Annotated in this window: 16 protein-coding genes and 1 tRNA gene; 10 read left to right on the top strand and 7 right to left on the bottom strand. The window is 64.8% G+C overall.

Annotation, left to right across the window (positions count from 1 at the left end):
- Positions 1-68 precede the first annotated feature (68 nt).
- Positions 69-950 (top strand): polyphosphate kinase 2, encoded by an 882-nt coding sequence (ppk2, locus tag ShzoTeo12_RS00290; RefSeq protein ID WP_318910753.1) that lies wholly within the window; start codon positions 69-71, stop codon positions 948-950.
- A 24-nt stretch (positions 951-974) separates the two neighbouring features.
- Here the strand turns inward: ppk2 and ShzoTeo12_RS00285 are convergent, their stop codons facing one another.
- Complete coding sequence (locus ShzoTeo12_RS00285) at positions 975-2,114, bottom strand: biotin transporter BioY (protein ID WP_318910752.1); 1,140 nt, start codon at positions 2,112-2,114, stop codon at positions 975-977.
- Between the two features lie 1,075 nt (positions 2,115-3,189).
- On the opposite strand from ShzoTeo12_RS00285, the gene ShzoTeo12_RS00280 reads away from it, so the two are divergent.
- From ShzoTeo12_RS00280 to ShzoTeo12_RS00270, 3 genes are all read left to right on the top strand, one after another.
- Positions 3,190-4,149 (top strand): nitronate monooxygenase family protein, encoded by a 960-nt coding sequence (locus ShzoTeo12_RS00280; protein ID WP_318910751.1) that lies wholly within the window; start codon positions 3,190-3,192, stop codon positions 4,147-4,149.
- Between the two features lie 125 nt (positions 4,150-4,274).
- Positions 4,275-4,350: transfer RNA gene (locus ShzoTeo12_RS00275), tRNA-Thr, on the top strand.
- A 136-nt stretch (positions 4,351-4,486) separates the two neighbouring features.
- On the top strand, positions 4,487-4,792 hold the full coding sequence (locus tag ShzoTeo12_RS00270) for a hypothetical protein (protein WP_318910750.1): 306 nt from the start codon (positions 4,487-4,489) through the stop codon (positions 4,790-4,792).
- 31 nt (positions 4,793-4,823) lie between these two features.
- On the opposite strand, the gene ShzoTeo12_RS00265 is transcribed toward ShzoTeo12_RS00270, so the two are convergent.
- Positions 4,824-5,513, bottom strand: coding sequence for a hypothetical protein (locus ShzoTeo12_RS00265; protein WP_318910749.1), 690 nt, complete (start codon positions 5,511-5,513; stop codon positions 4,824-4,826).
- Between the two features lie 122 nt (positions 5,514-5,635).
- Between ShzoTeo12_RS00265 and ShzoTeo12_RS00260 the strand changes: the two genes are divergently transcribed.
- Both ShzoTeo12_RS00260 and ShzoTeo12_RS00255 read left to right on the top strand, forming a co-directional pair.
- On the top strand, positions 5,636-6,007 hold the full coding sequence (locus tag ShzoTeo12_RS00260; RefSeq protein ID WP_318910747.1) for a hypothetical protein: 372 nt from the start codon (positions 5,636-5,638) through the stop codon (positions 6,005-6,007).
- A gap of 65 nt (positions 6,008-6,072) precedes the next feature.
- A complete protein-coding gene (locus ShzoTeo12_RS00255) occupies positions 6,073-6,264 on the top strand; it encodes a hypothetical protein (protein ID WP_318910746.1) in 192 nt (63 codons plus the stop codon).
- An 11-nt stretch (positions 6,265-6,275) separates the two neighbouring features.
- Here the strand turns inward: ShzoTeo12_RS00255 and ShzoTeo12_RS00250 are convergent, their stop codons facing one another.
- A complete protein-coding gene (locus tag ShzoTeo12_RS00250; RefSeq protein ID WP_413251160.1) occupies positions 6,276-7,394 on the bottom strand; it encodes an AI-2E family transporter in 1,119 nt (372 codons plus the stop codon).
- 368 nt (positions 7,395-7,762) lie between these two features.
- Between ShzoTeo12_RS00250 and ShzoTeo12_RS00245 the strand changes: the two genes are divergently transcribed.
- Positions 7,763-9,463 (top strand): long-chain fatty acid--CoA ligase, encoded by a 1,701-nt coding sequence (locus tag ShzoTeo12_RS00245; RefSeq protein WP_318910745.1) that lies wholly within the window; start codon positions 7,763-7,765, stop codon positions 9,461-9,463.
- A 116-nt stretch (positions 9,464-9,579) separates the two neighbouring features.
- Complete coding sequence (gene pgi, locus ShzoTeo12_RS00240) at positions 9,580-11,205, top strand: glucose-6-phosphate isomerase (protein WP_318910744.1); 1,626 nt, start codon at positions 9,580-9,582, stop codon at positions 11,203-11,205.
- A 52-nt stretch (positions 11,206-11,257) separates the two neighbouring features.
- Here pgi and ShzoTeo12_RS00235 read toward each other — a convergent pair whose 3' ends face one another.
- The 3 genes from ShzoTeo12_RS00235 to ShzoTeo12_RS00225 all read right to left on the bottom strand — a co-directional run bounded on the left by ShzoTeo12_RS00235 (position 11,258) and on the right by ShzoTeo12_RS00225 (position 13,696).
- Entirely contained in the window at positions 11,258-12,343 is a 1,086-nt protein-coding gene (locus tag ShzoTeo12_RS00235) for a glycosyltransferase family 1 protein (protein WP_318910743.1), read from the bottom strand.
- A 61-nt stretch (positions 12,344-12,404) separates the two neighbouring features.
- Positions 12,405-12,755, bottom strand: a complete 351-nt coding sequence (locus tag ShzoTeo12_RS00230; protein WP_318910741.1) for a hypothetical protein — start codon at positions 12,753-12,755, stop codon at positions 12,405-12,407.
- A complete protein-coding gene (locus ShzoTeo12_RS00225; RefSeq protein WP_318910740.1) occupies positions 12,755-13,696 on the bottom strand; it encodes a nucleoside hydrolase in 942 nt (313 codons plus the stop codon). Before ShzoTeo12_RS00225 ends, ShzoTeo12_RS00230 begins: the two co-directional genes overlap by 1 nt.
- A 173-nt stretch (positions 13,697-13,869) precedes the next feature.
- Between ShzoTeo12_RS00225 and ShzoTeo12_RS00220 the strand changes: the two genes are divergently transcribed.
- The gene (locus ShzoTeo12_RS00220; RefSeq protein ID WP_119257439.1) at positions 13,870-14,301 is read left to right on the top strand and encodes an Hsp20 family protein; all 432 of its coding nucleotides are present in this window, start codon (positions 13,870-13,872) and stop codon (positions 14,299-14,301) included.
- A 131-nt stretch (positions 14,302-14,432) separates the two neighbouring features.
- Positions 14,433-14,693 (top strand): DUF1150 family protein, encoded by a 261-nt coding sequence (locus ShzoTeo12_RS00215; protein ID WP_119257505.1) that lies wholly within the window; start codon positions 14,433-14,435, stop codon positions 14,691-14,693.
- Between the two features lie 27 nt (positions 14,694-14,720).
- Here the strand turns inward: ShzoTeo12_RS00215 and trmB are convergent, their stop codons facing one another.
- Positions 14,721-15,422 carry a tRNA (guanosine(46)-N7)-methyltransferase TrmB gene (gene trmB / locus ShzoTeo12_RS00210; protein WP_318910738.1) on the bottom strand — a complete coding sequence of 234 codons (702 nt, stop codon included), beginning with the start codon at positions 15,420-15,422 and terminating at the stop codon, positions 14,721-14,723.

The following is a 15,422-nucleotide window of genomic DNA, read 5'->3' as shown; positions in this document are numbered from 1 at the left end:
GCAATGCGGTTGTGGCCACCTTCGCCGAAGCGGCCACCTGCCGCGAACCGACATTCAAGGAGCAGACGATGGCGGAAAAGGCCGAAAGCCGGGCCGTGGAACTCGACATCCACGACAAGAAGCGCGTGTTCGATATCGACGATCCCGTCCTGCCCGGCTGGATCGACGACAAGGCCTTCGGCTCGGGCGACTATCCCTATGACAAGAAGCTCGACAACAAGGAATACGAGCGGCTGCTGAAGCTCCTGCAGATCGAGCTGGTCAAGGTGCAGTTCTGGCAGCAGAAGACCGGCAAGCGCATCATGGCTGTCTTCGAGGGGCGGGACGCGGCCGGCAAGGGCGGCGTCATCCACGCCACCACCTCCTACATGAACCCGCGCTCGGCGCGCGTCGTGGCGCTGACCAAGCCGACCGGCACCGAGCAGGGCCAGTGGTACTATCAGCGCTATGTCGCGACCTTCCCGACGACCGGCGAATTCGTGCTCTTCGACCGCTCCTGGTACAACCGGGCGGGCGTCGAGCCGGTCATGGGCTTCTGCACGCCCGAGCAGTACGAGAAATTCCTCAAGGAGACGCCGCGCTTCGAGAAGATGATCGTCTCGGAGGGCATCCATCTCTTCAAGTTCTGGCTGGATATCGGCCGCGAGATGCAGCTCAAGCGCTTCCACGACCGCCGGCACGACCCGCTGAAGATCTGGAAGCTGTCGCCGATGGACATCGCCGCGCTCAACAAATGGGGCGACTATTCGGAAAAGCGCGACCGTATGCTGAAGGAAACGCACACGGACAACGCGCCCTGGACCGTGATCCGCGCCAACGACAAGCGCCGCGCGCGCATCAACCTCATCCGCCACATCCTGAAATCGCTCGACTATGACAGCAAGGACAAGCAGGCGATCGGCGAGATCGACGACAGGATCGTCGGCTCCGGCCCGGGCTTCCTCAAGTAGCCCGGCGCCCGCGCCGGAACTGCCCTATTCGCCCGGCTGGATGCGCACGCCGAAGAGGTTGACGCCGGCACTGCCGCCGGAAATGTCGCTGTTCAGCAGGATATGACCCGGCTCGCTCGGCGAGAGCGAGCGGTCAAACTCCACCTGGAACAGGATATCGGTGCGCTCCGAGACGGTGAAGCGGTGGCGGCCGCAATTGCCCATGCTGGCGAAATCGCATTCGACGGCGACCTGCACCGGCTTGTCGCCGGCCGCCTGCACGGTGAGCGCGACCGTGGAGGCCTTGCCGCTCATTTCGCCGAGCACCTCCGGAGAGACCTCGATGCGCACCGCGCCGTCGCGGTCCGGATTGGTGGAGGTGACGCGCACGGCCGGCCCTTCGCTGGTGCTGACCGATTCGAAGCGGCCCGCGGGGCCGGTGGAGATCTTTGCCGTATCGGCTGGGGTGAAGACCTTGCGCCAGTCGGAGGAGAAGTGGTTCTGCGTGTCGAGCGCCTTCTTGAGCGGATCCTCGCCCGAGAAATCCTCGCCCGAGACGCGGGCCGGCGGCCGGGAGCCGTCCGCGCCGCTGCGCAGGTCGTCGAGAAGCCCGCTCGTCTGGACCCACCAGGCGAGCGCGCCGAGGGCGGCGATCAGCGTGGCGAGGACGAGCAGGAAGGAAAACAGGCGTCCGCGCCGCTTGCAGGCCTTGGTCACCCGCTCGGGGCGGAAATCCGGGGCCTTTGCCGTCTTGGCGGGCGTCGTCGCCGCGCCGCCGGCAGCAAAGCCGTCCTGGCGGTCGGGGCGGATGGCGCCGATATCGGCGGCGCCGGCAGCGGGCTTTTCCGCCTCCAGGCGCGGCTCGGCGTCGAGCTTCGGCTCGGGCCGCACGTCGCGCTCGGCGCGCAGCACCGGCTCCAGCCGCGCATCGACCGCCGGCTCGACGCGAACATTGCGCGCGGCGGCGGAGGCGATCTCAGCGCGCTCCTCGGCCTCGATCTGGTGAATAGTGGCTTCCAGCCGGTGGCGCTGCGCGGCGACGGTGCCAGGGTCGTTGACCTCCTGCTTGCGCAGGCCCGCCTCGAGCGCGTTGCGCGCCGACTGGTAGATGCGCGCGCGCACCTCGGCATTGCCGCGCTCCGAGCGCGCCAGCGCGTTCCTGATTGCCGTTTCCAGTCCGCTCACATCCGACCCTTCTGCGGGAGCCGCGCGACGGCGCGGTACGATCCATCTGTGGAAAGAGCCCTACTTTCCGGCTTTTGTTAGTTTTTGCGTAACGTTTGACGGAAATTTTCGCAAGCCTTGCCGCCGAAACTGCCCGTTCTTCTGCGGGGATAAGCCGGGGCGAATCATGTCGATCCGGCCTTGGTGGCACCGCTGCCCGCATCCGATGGCCGGATGTCCCGCTTGCCATGCATCGCCGCTACCCGAGCGCGGCACTTCCTGCTCGCTGCCCGTTGCCAAGTACACCCGGATGGCCGCTGCCCAATGGCCTCACCAGCGGCCCGAGATGTAGAACGTCCAATCGCCTGCACCTCTGCGGCATGCGCCCGATGGCCAAGCAACCCAATGACCATGCTCGCCCGATACATGGCGTGCGCGACCTCCGCCTGCCTGAACCGTTGCCGCCCACGCCTGATGCCTCGCCATATCAATAGCTAAGTTTCGACCAACGCCCGGAATGTAGCAACTCCACTCGACCGCCTCTGCGATGTGCGCCCGGTGGCCCAGAGCCCCGCCAGCCATGCTCGTTCGACACTTGGGGCGCGTTAACGCCTCTCGCCCACGCCGTTGCCACTTGCGCCGATGCCGCGCCATCTCGCCAGCCAAGCTCGCCTAATTCCCCGGAATGCCGCACCTCTTCCTCGCCTGCGCCGCTGTCGTGCGCGGCCACCAAGCCTCCCTGACGGTCATCTTCGTCCGATGCTCGAAGCAAGGCATCGCCCCTCGCTCGCACCACCTCCGCCTGCATCCGGCGGGCCGACGCCCCGACAGCCGTGCTCGCCCAATGTCTGAAGCATAACGCCGCCCCTCGCTTTCGTCGCCACCATCTGCAGCGCGGCGCCCGACGCCCCCATCCCGATGGCAGTGCTCTCCGATACCCAGAGCGGGCCACGTGCAGCGCCACTCGCAGGAAAACGCGTCTTGCCGTTCCGTCACGATGAGCACGCCGTGATGCACCGACACCCCTTTTCAGAGACAATTCCCGCTGGTATGGTTTTGACGTTTTCGTAAACGTCAAAATGTCAGGACTTCCGCCATGGCCCTGCCCGCGATCCTCAAGGACAAGCTGCGCCTGCCCGTCGTCGGCGCGCCGCTCTTCATCGTCTCGCATCCCGCGCTGACCCTTGCACAATGCAAGGCGGGTGTCATCGGCGCCTTCCCGGCGCTGAACGCCCGCCCGGAATCGCAGCTCGACGAATGGCTGGCGGAGATCACCGAGGGCCTTGCCGCGCACGATGCGAAGCACCCCGACCGCCCCGCCGCCCCCTTCGCCGTCAACCAGATCGTCCACCGTTCCAACAGGCGGCTGGAACACGACCTGACGATGTGCGTGAAATACAAGGTGCCGGTCGTGATCTCCTCGCTCGGCGCCGTGCCGGAGGTGAATGCGGCAATCCATTCCTATGGCGGCATCGTGCTGCACGACGTCATCAACAACCGTCATGCCAATTCGGCGATCCGCAAGGGTGCGGACGGGCTGATCGCGGTGGCTGCCGGCGCGGGCGGCCATGCCGGCACGCTTTCCCCCTTCGCCCTCGTCCAGGAAATCCGCGAATGGTTCGACGGCCCGCTCCTGCTTTCCGGTGCGATCGCGACGGGCGGAGCGATCCTGGCTGCCGAGGCGATGGGCGCGGACATGGCCTATATCGGTTCGCCCTTCATCGCCACCACCGAGGCGCGGGCGAGCGACGCCTACAAGCAGACGATCGTCGACAGCAATGCCGCCGACATCGTCTATTCCAACTATTTCACGGGCATCCACGGCAACTACCTGAAGCCCTCCATCGCGGCCGCCGGCATGGACCCCGACCACCTGCCGGAAGCCGACCCTTCGAAGATGGATTTCGACAAGGCCACGACCGGCGCCAAGGCCTGGAAGGACATCTGGGGCTGCGGCCAGGGCATCGGCGCCGTCAAGGCCATCGAGCCGGTCGAAGCGCTCGTCGCCCGCCTTGCCCGCGAATACGCCGCCGCCAGGGCCCGCATTGCGGCCTGACCCCGTCATTTCGCTGCGCCGCGCGGGAAAAATGCGGAAGTTGAAACTCCCCGCTTGAAATCTCCGTCCAATGCGGTTATCAGCGCACCCATTCCGGTCCCGACACGCTTCGGGACCGCTGAAGGGCCGCTTTAGCTCAGTCGGTAGAGCACATCATTCGTAATGATGGGGTCAGGTGTTCGAGTCACCTAAGCGGCACCATTTTCTTCAAGCATCTAGGTAAAGTCAAAACCCAGCGGTCCTCTGCGGTTACCCATCAGTCTGCGCGAGGTGGATGGCAGGGCTGCTTGGTCTCGTCGCAGATGCTCCCTGTTGCCAAGATAGTGCCGATGGCGACATGCTTGAAAGCGGTCTGGAGGCGTTCTTGTCGAAGCTCAGTATCTACCGCGCGATCCTGCTCATTTGCCTGGCGGTCGTCGCCTATGTCTGGCCCACACTCTGGCTGATCTACGGACTGTGGGCGGGGAGTGCACTCATGGGTGCGGCCACCCTGGCCTTTTTCCCTGAGGAACGACAAGGCACCGGCATCGAAATCATGCTTTCAGGCGCCTTGGCCCCGTTGCGCGTGTGGCTCGGCCTGTGGAACGGCTTCTATGTCTGGACGGATCTGGATCACGATTACTGGAACCGCACGAACGAATGAGGGAATGGCAATCCATCGGAAGCCAGCGCATTCACCCAGCGTAGAAGAAATACACCTTTCCCTTGTTCGGATCGACGATCGTAACGCTGCCACCCGGTCCATAATGGTAAAGCGATCCTCCGGACTGTATCGCTTCGTTGGCTTCGCGCTCGAACCGTGCATCGATGGAGATTTCAAAGCCATACTTGCTCAGGAACTCCGATACGCTTGGAGGATCGCGGGCAATGCGTTCAGCTCCCCGAACCGGCGGGTTGTCGTAGGGATGCCACTGGCTGACGGCTTGCTCAGTGCTCCTGTCATCGACCGGCGTCACGAGCCATGTGCCTTCGGTGCCTTCGAGCGCTTCACCCAGGCGGCGCCCTTGGTCCCGCGCCCATAATGCGCTGGCGTCGGTCAATCGATAAACGACAAAGCCAGTTTCGTTGTCGCCGGGCATGAAACCCATGCCGTAGAGTTCCTCCACCCTGAATTCGATCTCTGCAACGTCGAGAGGCTGGGGAACGTGTGCCAGAATCCAGCGTCGTTCTTCAAACTTGAATGCCATGTAGGGCGCCACAACGACCCCCACGCCCAACACGACGATGAGGCCGCGCAGAACGAGCTGATCGGATCTCGTCCGTCGCCAGATTCGGCGAAGGCCGAGAAAGACAAGCACAACGATGCCTATGATCACGAGTGCAAAAGCGGTTAGAAAACAAAGCATTGCCAAGGCGAAATCCATATGATCTCACAGTTATCGAGGGATGGGTATTCGACGAAGCCGGTCGGTTGAGCGCATGGCCCTGCAATTGCAGATTGGCCAGGTTCGTCATATGTTTCAACCAGAATCCCTGGAGAGGCCTCATGCGCGACGCAGTTTTCGCACTATGCCTGTTACTCGGCTACACGACCTCGTCCGCATCCGCTGAGGAAGAATACCCATTCCCTCAGCTTCAGACCGAAGTTTTTTGCAAGGGCTTGGTCGCAAGGATGCTGGACGCAAACGAACAGGCGGCCGAATTGAAAAAATGTCTCGTCCAGGAAATATTCTTGAAGGGGAAGCTGGAGCCCTGGTGGCCATTTCTGGGGCGCAAGACGCAAAGGATGATCGTGAAGGCCCATTACAGGCTGCCGGAGCATCAAACATATATCACGCTCCTGTCATATACATCGTCCGCCATAGGCGAGGCATGCTTGTCCGGGCGGATAAAATGCCAAAACCCTAAAGCCCCGTGATGCCGCCTTCCTCGCCTGACTCGCCGTGCCTCCCTTGCCGCCATGCCTCCCATCGCGGCGACGACATGCTCGGGCAGTTGCGCACCGTGCTTGCGACGGTCAGCGGGCGGTTCAGCGCGGATATTTTCCTGCGCTTTTCCCTGATGGCGCTTTCACCGGACGATATCGGCGAGCGGCTGCGCGCCGCGGATGCCGTCGAGACGATGCGTGCCTATCTTGCGGATTTCGCCCGGTTCTGCGGCGAGGGAGACGGCTAAGCGGCCGGGCTTCAGCCGACGTTGCGTTCCTTGTCGGGCAAGGGGGGCGGCTCGGCGTGGGGGTCGAGCAGGATCGTCGAGGCGGGCTCGGTCGCTTCGACCTCGCGGATCCATTCGCGCCAGATGGCGACCAGCAGGGCCATCAGGACCGGGCCGATGAAGAGGCCGAGGAAGCCCATGGTCTTCACCCCGCCGATGAGGCCGAAGAAGGTGGGCAGGAACGGCAGCTTGATCGGGCCGCCGACGAGGCGCGGGCGCAGCGTCTTGTCGACGATGAAGAGCTCCACCGAGCCCCAGGCGAAGAGCGCGAGGCCCGCCACGGGCGAGCCGCTGGAAACGAGATAGACCGAGACCAGCGTGAAGGATAGCGGCGCGCCGCCCGGGAACAGCGCCATGACGCCAGTGAGCACGCCGAGCGTGACGGCCGAGGGCACGCCGGCGATCCAGTAGGCGACGCCGAGAACGATGCCCTCGCCGATGGCGATCAGCGTCATGCCGGTGACGGTCGAGCTGATCGTCGCGGGCACGATGCGCGAGATGCGCTCCCAGCGCATCGGCAGGATGCGCTCGCCGAGCCGGTCGACCTGGCCGGCGAAGGCCTGGCCGTCGCGGTAGATGAAGAACAGCGCGATCAGCATGAAGAGCATGGCGAGCAGCAGGTTGAACGCCTTGCCGCCGGCCGCGAGCGCCACGCGGTAGATATTGCCGATATTGGCGCCGCTGACGATCTGCGTCAGCTCGCCGATCGCGCCGGGATGATCGAGGAAGCGCGCCCATTGCATATCGAGCCAGCCGCCGACCACGGGCAGCGCGCCGATCCATTCCGGCGTCGGCGCGCCGGTGCGGTTCGTCTCGACGGCCCAGCCGATCCAGTCGCGGATCTCGTGCAGCGCATAGGTCGAGGCGATCACGATCGGCCCGACGATGAAGGCGAGGATGAGGAGGATGGCGATGGAAGCGGCGAGCGTGCGGTTGCCCTTCACCTGCGCCAGAAGGCGCGAATAGAGCGGCCAGCTCGCAAAGGCGATGACCAGCGCGGCCAGCACCGGCACGACGAAGCCGTGGAAGAAATAGATGCCGGCGAAGACGATGAGGACGAGAAGCCACCGCGCCGCCGAGATCGGGGAGATGAGCGCAGCGCCGCCCTGGCGCGCCGCGCCGAGAAACCGGGGCTCACTTCTGCGATGTTCCGAATGCAACAAACTCGTCCACTCCATGGCTCCGGCGTCCGCGCCGGACCACCAAGATAAGGTGTAGCGGAAGAATGTTAAACATATACGTGGTTTTTTCGGCGGCGGCGCGCGGAGACGCCGCAGGCGGCGGCCCGAAGGGGTAGTCGAAGGCGACGATGCAGATCGTTGACGTTTACGTCAATGTAAGATAGCAGTATACCTTGATGGCGCCCGCCAAAAGCATCATCTTGTCGGCATCGGACGGTTGGAGGACCTTTCGCTGCGGCGGGACGGACGATGCCCGCGCCCAACGAGGAGGAGCACATATGTCGGTCTCACAGATGCACCCGTCCACCGCGCCGTCCGGCCGTTTCTGGCTCTCCTCCTATCCGGACGGCATGGCGGAAGAGATCGCCCCACTCACCCACGATTCCATCGGCGCGCTGGTGGAAAACTGCTGCGCGCGCTTTGCCGACCGCCCGGCCTTCACCAGCATGGGCAGGACGCTGACCTTCCGCGACTTCGATGCCGCCTCCCGGACGGTCGCCGCCTGGCTGCAGGCGCGGGGGCTTGAAAAGGGCGACCGCGTCGCCGTGATGATGCCGAACATCCTGCAGAATCCGGTGATCATCTTCGGCATCCTGCGCGCCGGGCTCGTGGTGGTGAACGTCAACCCGCTCTATACGCCGCGCGAGCTCGAGCACCAGCTCAAGGATGCCGGCGCCAAGGCGCTGTTCGTGCTGGAGAATTTCGCGAGCACCGTGGCGCAGGTCGTCGCGCGCACGGACGTGCGCCACGTTGTGGTCGCGACGATGGGCGACATGCTCGGCCTCAAGGGCCTCATCGTCAATCTCGTCGTGCGCAAGGTGAAGAAGCTCGTGCCGGAATGGTCGCTGCCGGGGCATGTGCCGTTCAGGCAGGTCATGACGGAGGGCGCGCGCGGCGCGGTGAAGCCGGTCGCGATCGCGCCGGGCGACATGGCCTTCCTGCAATATACCGGCGGCACGACGGGCGTTTCCAAGGGCGCCATCCTCACCCATGCGAACCTGCTCTCCAACATGGAGCAGATCAAGCTGTGGATCGAGCCGACCTTCACGATCAAGAAGCGGCCGGAGCAGCTCACCTTCATCTGCGCGCTGCCGCTCTACCATATCTTCGCGCTGACGGTGAACGGGCTGATGGGTATCGCGCTCGGCGGCCATAACGTGCTGATCGCCAATCCGCGCGACATCCCCGCTTTCGTCAAGGAACTGGCGAAATACCGAACCCACATCTTCCCGGGCCTCAACACGCTGTTCAACGCGCTGATGAACAATCCGGATTTCTCCAAACTCGATTTCTCCGAACTCGTCCTGACGCTTGGCGGTGGCATGGCGGTACAGCGGCCGGTCGCAGAACGCTGGCAAAAAATGACGGGCTGCGCGATCACCGAGGGCTACGGCCTTTCCGAAACCTCGCCGGTGGCGACCGCCAACCGCTTCGACCGGCCGGAATTCACCGGCACGATCGGCCTGCCGCTGCCCTCCACCGAGATCGAGATCCGCGACGACGACGGCCGCACGCTGGCGCTCGGCGAGGTCGGCGAGATCTGCATCCGCGGCCCGCAGGTCATGGCCGGCTACTGGCAGCGCCCTGACGAGACGGCCAAGGTGATGACGCCCGACGGCTTCTTCCGCTCCGGCGACATCGGCTTCATGACGGGGGAGGGCTATACCAAGATCGTCGACCGCAAGAAGGACATGATCCTCGTCTCCGGCTTCAACGTCTTTCCCAACGAGGTGGAGGAAGTGGCGATGTCGCATCCCGGCATCCTCGAATGCGCGGCCATTGGCGTGCCAGACGAGCATTCCGGCGAGGCGGTGAAGCTCTTCGTCGTGAAGAAGGACCCGGCGCTGACGGAAGCCGACGTGAAGGCGCATTGCGCGGCGAACCTCACCAATTACAAGCGGCCGAAATTCGTCGAATTCCGCACCGAGCTACCCAAGTCCAATGTCGGCAAGATTCTGCGCAAGGACCTGCGCGGCTGACGGGCGGCCGCGGTTAAACCGATTTAATTTTTTCGGGCAAGCGGCCTTTCCGGTCTTGATTTGACCATATCAAAGCGACTAGCTAGCGGCATCGTCCAAAGCCAGGGAAGACGCCGATGAACGCGCTTGTCGAAAAGCTGAAATCCATCGTCCGCGATACCAATGCCACAGACATCCGGGCCGCCTTCGCGGCCGACCCGCAGCGGTTCTCCCGCTACAGCACCACGCTCGGCGACTTTCTCTTCGACTATTCCAAATGCGCGGTGAACGACGCGGTGCTCGACGCGCTGGAGGCGCTGGCGAAGGATGCCGGCGTCGAGAAGAAGCGCGACGCCATGTTCGCCGGTGAGATCATCAACATCACGGAAGAGCGCGCGGTGCTGCACACGGCGCTGCGCAACCGCTCCAACACGCCCGTCCTCGTCGAGGGCAAGGACGTCATGCCGGATGTCAATTCGGTGCTCGACGCCATGGGTGCTTTCGCCGAGGCCATCCGCTCGGGTGCGCTGAAGGGCGCGACCGGCAGGAAGATCACCGACGTCGTCAATATCGGCATTGGCGGCTCGGATCTTGGCCCGGTCATGGCGACGCTGGCGCTCGCGCCCTACCATGACGGCCCGCGCCTGCACTTCGTCTCCAATATCGACGGCGCGCATATCGCGGACACGCTGAAGCTGCTCACGGCCGAGACGACGCTCTTCATCGTCGCCTCCAAGACCTTCACCACCATCGAGACGATGACCAATGCCGCAACGGCGCGCAAGTTCATCGCGGACAAGCTGGGCGATTCCGCCGTCGGCCATCATTTCTGCGCCGTCTCCACGGCGCTCGACAAGGTCGCGGCCTTCGGCATCGACGAAGCGCGCGTCTTCGGCTTCTGGGACTGGGTCGGCGGGCGCTATTCGATCTGGTCGGCCATCGGCCTGCCGCTGATGATCGCCATCGGGAAGGAGGACTTCGCGCAGTTCCTCGCCGGCGGCCATGCCATCGACAATCACTTCCGCGAGGCGCCGATCCGCGAAAACATCCCGATGCTGCTCGGCCTCATCGGCTTCTACCATCGCAACGTGCTGAACTATCCCTCGCGCGCCATCCTGCCCTATGATCAGCGCCTGTCGCGCTTCCCGGCCTATCTGCAGCAGCTCGACATGGAATCGAACGGCAAGTCGGTGACGGTGGATTCGACGCCCGTCGAATGCAAGACCGGCCCGGTCGTCTGGGGCGAGCCCGGCACCAACGGCCAGCACGCCTTCTACCAGCTCATCCACCAGGGCACCTCGATCATCCCGACCGAATTCATGATCGCGGCCAACGGCCATGAGGAGAACCTGCGCCACCAGCACCAGCTGCTCATCGCCAATTGCCTTGCGCAGTCGGAAGCGCTGATGAAGGGCCGCTCGCTCGCCGAGGCGAAGGCGCAGCTCACCTCGAAGGGCATGGACGAGGCGAAGGCAGACCGGATCGCACCGCACCGCGTCTTCTCGGGTAACCGCCCGTCGATCACCATGGTCTATGACAGCCTGACGCCCTTCGCGCTCGGCCGGCTGATCGCGCTCTACGAGCACCGCGTCTTCGTGGAAGGCGCGCTCTTCAACATCAATTCCTTCGATCAGTGGGGCGTGGAACTCGGCAAGGAGCTGGCGACGGGCCTGCTGCCGGTCGTGGAAGGCAAGGAGAGCGCTGCAGGGCACGATTCCTCGACGGCCGGGCTGGTCGCGGCGCTGCTGAAGGCTGCAAACTAGACTATTTCCGCATTTCCGAACGCAAAACCACTTCGCACTTTTGCTGGAAATGCTACCGCAGGCTCAAACGGCGTGCCGCGAAAGCACCGCGCGGCACGCGGGCGAGGTTCCCGAGGAATTCGCGGGCGCAGGCGCGCCAGCTATAGGTGGCCGCGCGGGCAAGCGCGACCTCCTTCGGGATATCGAGCGCGGCAAGGGCTGCTTCCCGCAGGTTTTCCGACAAGGCACCTGCCTCACCCAGCACATCGCGCGGGGCAGTGACTGGAAAGGCGGCAACGGGAACGCCGCTCGCCAAAGCCTCCAGCATGACATTGCCGAACGTATCCGTGCGGCTCGGGAAGACGAAGACGTCGGCCGAGGCGTAGACGGCCGCAAGCTCCTCGCCGGTCTTGCGGCCGAGGAAATGCACGTCGGGATAACGCTGGCGCAGCGCCGCAAGGTCCGGCCCGTCGCCGACGACGACCTTGCTGCCCGGTAAATCGAGGCCGAGGAAGGCGGGCAGGTTCTTTTCCACCGCCACGCGCCCGACATTGAGGAAGACCGGCCGTGGCAGGCCGAGATCGCGGCGCCTTGCCGGGTCGAACAGCTTGGTATCCACCCCGCGCGACCAGCGCTTGATGCGCACGAAGCCGCGCGCCGCCATTTCCGCACCCAGCGACCTGGTGGCCACCATCATGCCCGCGCCGGAATTGTGGAAGCGCCGCAGCCACCAATAGCTCCAGCTTTCCGGTATGGGCAGGCGCGCGCTGATGAATTCGGGAAAGCGCGTGTGATAGGCCGTGGTGAAGGGCAGCCGGCGCTGCAGGCAGGCGCGCCGCGCCGCCATGCCGAGCGGACCCTCGGTCGCGATATGGATGTAATCCGGCGCGACGGCCTCGATCTCGGCCAGCACCTGGCGGCTCGAGGCGATGGCGAGCCGGATCTCCGGATAGGACGGCAGCGGGATGGTCGTGAATTTCTCGGGCGTCAGGAAGACGACATCGACCCCCTCCTCCGCCGCCGAGCGGGCCAGCTCCTCCAGCGTGTGCACCACGCCGTTGAGCTGCGGCCGCCAGGCATCCGTCACGACGAGGACGGTGGGCGCCCGGTCATCGGACGCGGCGGGGAAGGACGAATCTGGAGCGATGTCTTCGAGCATGGCCTCTTTGACCATGCCGCGATGACAGGCGAATGAACGTGACGCCGCGCCTGCGGGCCGGTTACTTGCGTTCCGTCGGCTGGGGCTGGAGGCGGCCGCGGGAGCGGCCGGGCGCGGCATTGGCGAGGCGGCGGGCGGCCTCCTTCAGCTCCAGCTCGGTGAAGAGGCCCCGGTATTCGGGACGCAGCATCAGCGCTTCCATGGAAAGTTCCGGCTTGCCGGCGTCGATAAGGCGCTCAAGGCCGGTCGCGCCGGGCGTGAAGACGAACTCCTTCGCCGCCGCCACGCCGCCATTGAGCGTGACGCAGCGGCGCAGCAGGACGGGGCGGAAGCCGAGTTCGGCGAAGCGGTCGTAGAGGCCCGCCATCTCCTTGTGGAAGCGGGCCTCGGTCCCCGGAGCGGGGCCGCGCATCAAAGGCGTCCGACGCGCTCGGTGAGGAGCGCGAAGAAGCCGTCCGCATCGACATCCTTCATGACGCGCGCATTGTGCTTGCGGTCGGTCACCTGCCACCAATCGACAACGGTCATGCCGACGGTGAGCGGCGAAACCGTCTCGACCTCGACATTGCAATCGCGCCCGCCGAAAAGCTCCGGCTTCAGCAGATAGGCGATGACGGTCGGATCGTGCAGCGGGCCGCCGTCGGAACCGTATTTCTCGATGTCGAAGCGCTCGAAGAATTCCAGCATCTGGACGAGGGCGAGCGCCGGGCGGTTGCCGATCGCGCGCAGCTTCTCGACGCGGCTCTTCAGCGTCAGTACCTTGTGGGTGACGTCGAGCGGCATCATGATGATCGGGATGCCGGACCTGAAGACGGCGGCGGCCGCCTCCGGGTCGACATAGACGTTGAATTCGGCGGCCGGCGTGATGTTGCCCCCCTCGAAGAAGCCGCCGCCCATCATGACCAGCTCGCGCACGCGGCCGGCGATCTCCGGCGCCTTTTCCAGCGCGAGCGCGATGTTGGTCAGCGGGCCGAGCGTGCAGAGCGTTACGGTGCCGGCCGGCTCGCGCTTCAGCGTCTCGACGATGAAGTCGACGGCGTGCTGCGTTTCGAGCTGCATCTTCGGCTCGTGCAGGTCCGGGCCGTCGAGGCCGGTCTTGCCGTGGACGTGCTCGGCCGTCACCAGCGGACGGGCGATCGGCCTGTCGGCGCCGGCGAAGACCCTGACGTCCGGCCGGGAGCAGAATTCCAGGATGATGCGGGCATTGGTGGAGGTGCGCGACAGCGGCACGTTGCCGGCGACCGTGGTGATGCCGAGGATTTCCAGCTCCGGGCTGCCAAGCGCCAGCATGATGGCGGCGGCGTCGTCCTGGCCGGGATCGGTGTCGATGATGATTTTCCTTGGCTCGGACATGCCGCTTCATTCCTGTTTTCTGATTGCGCCGGACCGGCGGGGAAGCGGCGACTATATTTGCCGGGCCGCCTTTCGCAAGCGTCTTGCGCCGGCATCGCGCAATCACCATATTGCAGCCGTCGGGGCGCCGCAGCCGGGCCTCGCCAAAGTCGCTTGAAGCCAAGGACTGGACGATGACACGCATGACCCCTTTCACGAGCCCGCTGCTGCTGGGCTTCGACGCCATGGAAAAGACCCTCGAGCGCATCGCCAAGGGCAACGATGGCTATCCGCCGTACAATATCGAGCGGCTTCGGCCGGACGGCGAGACGGGCGCCCCGGAGCGCCTGCGCATCACGCTTGCCGTGGCGGGCTTCTCCGAGGAGGAGCTGGACGTGACGACGGAGGAAAACCAGCTCGTCATCCGCGGCCGGCAGACAGACCCCGGCGAAAGGGACTATCTTTACCGCGGCATCGCCGCCCGCCAGTTCCAGCGTACCTTCGTGCTTGCCGACGGCATGCATGTTTCCGGCGCCGAACTGAAGAACGGCCTGCTCTCGGTGGACCTCGTCCGGCCGGAGCCCGTGCGTATGGTAAAGAAAATTAACATTTCCGTACCAGACTAGAACGTGAGCCGTTCCTGCGGGAACACCCGCCGGACCGTTTCGCGCATAACCTGATCGCCGAACGACCGATGGGCCATGGTGGCCATCAGCGTCCGGTGGCCGGCAAGTCCGGCATTGCCATGGAGGCAAAAATGGGCCTGAAAACCGTTACCCCCACCACCGTATCGAAGGCGGATCTTGCGCATCTGGGCGCCGGCGAAGTCGGCTACATCCGCAAGATGAAGGCCGAGGAAGTCTCCCGCGTCTTCCCGGAAGCGCCCGAAATCGACCCGAGCCTCGACCTGTGGGCGCTGTTCGGCGCGGACGGCACGCCGATCCTGCTCACCGACAACCGTTCCAGCACCTTCTACAAGGCCGCCGAGGACGATCTGCGCACGGTCAGCCTGCACTGACGATAGTGCCCTGAAAAACGCTTTCCGTCAGAGCCGGCGGAAGGTGAGATAGGCCGACTTGCGGCCCTCGCGCCTGGCCTTGGCCTCGTAGCGCGTGCCCGGCCAGCCGGCATAGGGCGTCAGCCAATCGGCCGCGTTTTCCGCGGTCCAGACGAAGGCGGGATGCGCCCCGCAATGCATCAGCGTCCAGTTGACATAGGTGTCGATGTCGGACGCGAAGCAGAAGATGCCGCCCGGCTTCATAACGCGGGCGAAGCGATCCAGATTGACCTTCGACACGAAGCGCCTCTTCCAGTGCTTCCGCTTGGGCCAGGGATCGGGATAGAGCAGGTCGATTTGGTCGAGCGAGGCCGCCGGCAGCCAGTCCAGGAGTTCCGTCGCATCGTCGTCGTAAAGGCGGATATTCCTCGCGCCCTTCTCCTCCACGCTGCCGACCAGCTTCGCCATGGAATTGACGAAGGGCTCGACGCCGATGAAGGCGGTGTCCGGGCTTTCCACCGCGCGATGGATCAGGTGCTCGCCGCCGCCGAAACCGATCTCGAGGCGGGTGCGGGCCGGCGTGAAATCATAGAGCGTTGCGAGATCCGCCGGAGCCGGGGTCGAGAGGTCGACCTTCAGCACCGGTAGCAGCGTCTCGAGATGCTGCGCCTGCCGCTCGCGCAGCGGCTTTCCCTTGCGGCGACCGAAGAAGGCTTCGGTCGCGCGGCTACGGCGCTCTGCATCGGTCAT

Origin of the sequence: Shinella zoogloeoides, assembly GCF_033705735.1 — a bacterium.
Lineage (GTDB): Bacteria > Pseudomonadota > Alphaproteobacteria > Rhizobiales > Rhizobiaceae > Shinella > Shinella zoogloeoides_A.
This window is presented reverse-complemented; position numbering and strand designations above follow the sequence as displayed.

Bases quoted from the DNA above. Each gene is read 5' to 3' on its own strand.
- ppk2 (WP_318910753.1), top strand. From the start codon at position 69: ATGGCGGAAAAGGCCGAAAGCCGGGCCGTGGAACTCGACATCCACGAC.
- ShzoTeo12_RS00280 (WP_318910751.1), top strand. From the start codon at position 3,190: ATGGCCCTGCCCGCGATCCTCAAGGACAAGCTGCGCCTGCCCGTCGTC.
- ShzoTeo12_RS00270 (WP_318910750.1), top strand. From the start codon at position 4,487: ATGCTTGAAAGCGGTCTGGAGGCGTTCTTGTCGAAGCTCAGTATCTAC.
- ShzoTeo12_RS00265 (WP_318910749.1), bottom strand. From the start codon at position 5,513: ATGGATTTCGCCTTGGCAATGCTTTGTTTTCTAACCGCTTTTGCACTC.
- ShzoTeo12_RS00260 (WP_318910747.1), top strand. From the start codon at position 5,636: ATGCGCGACGCAGTTTTCGCACTATGCCTGTTACTCGGCTACACGACC.
- ShzoTeo12_RS00255 (WP_318910746.1), top strand. From the start codon at position 6,073: ATGCTCGGGCAGTTGCGCACCGTGCTTGCGACGGTCAGCGGGCGGTTC.
- ShzoTeo12_RS00245 (WP_318910745.1), top strand. From the start codon at position 7,763: ATGTCGGTCTCACAGATGCACCCGTCCACCGCGCCGTCCGGCCGTTTC.
- pgi (WP_318910744.1), top strand. From the start codon at position 9,580: ATGAACGCGCTTGTCGAAAAGCTGAAATCCATCGTCCGCGATACCAAT.
- ShzoTeo12_RS00235 (WP_318910743.1), bottom strand. From the start codon at position 12,343: ATGCTCGAAGACATCGCTCCAGATTCGTCCTTCCCCGCCGCGTCCGAT.
- ShzoTeo12_RS00230 (WP_318910741.1), bottom strand. From the start codon at position 12,755: ATGCGCGGCCCCGCTCCGGGGACCGAGGCCCGCTTCCACAAGGAGATG.
- ShzoTeo12_RS00225 (WP_318910740.1), bottom strand. From the start codon at position 13,696: ATGTCCGAGCCAAGGAAAATCATCATCGACACCGATCCCGGCCAGGAC.
- ShzoTeo12_RS00220 (WP_119257439.1), top strand. From the start codon at position 13,870: ATGACACGCATGACCCCTTTCACGAGCCCGCTGCTGCTGGGCTTCGAC.
- ShzoTeo12_RS00215 (WP_119257505.1), top strand. From the start codon at position 14,433: ATGGGCCTGAAAACCGTTACCCCCACCACCGTATCGAAGGCGGATCTT.
- trmB (WP_318910738.1), bottom strand. From the start codon at position 15,422: ATGACCGATGCAGAGCGCCGTAGCCGCGCGACCGAAGCCTTCTTCGGT.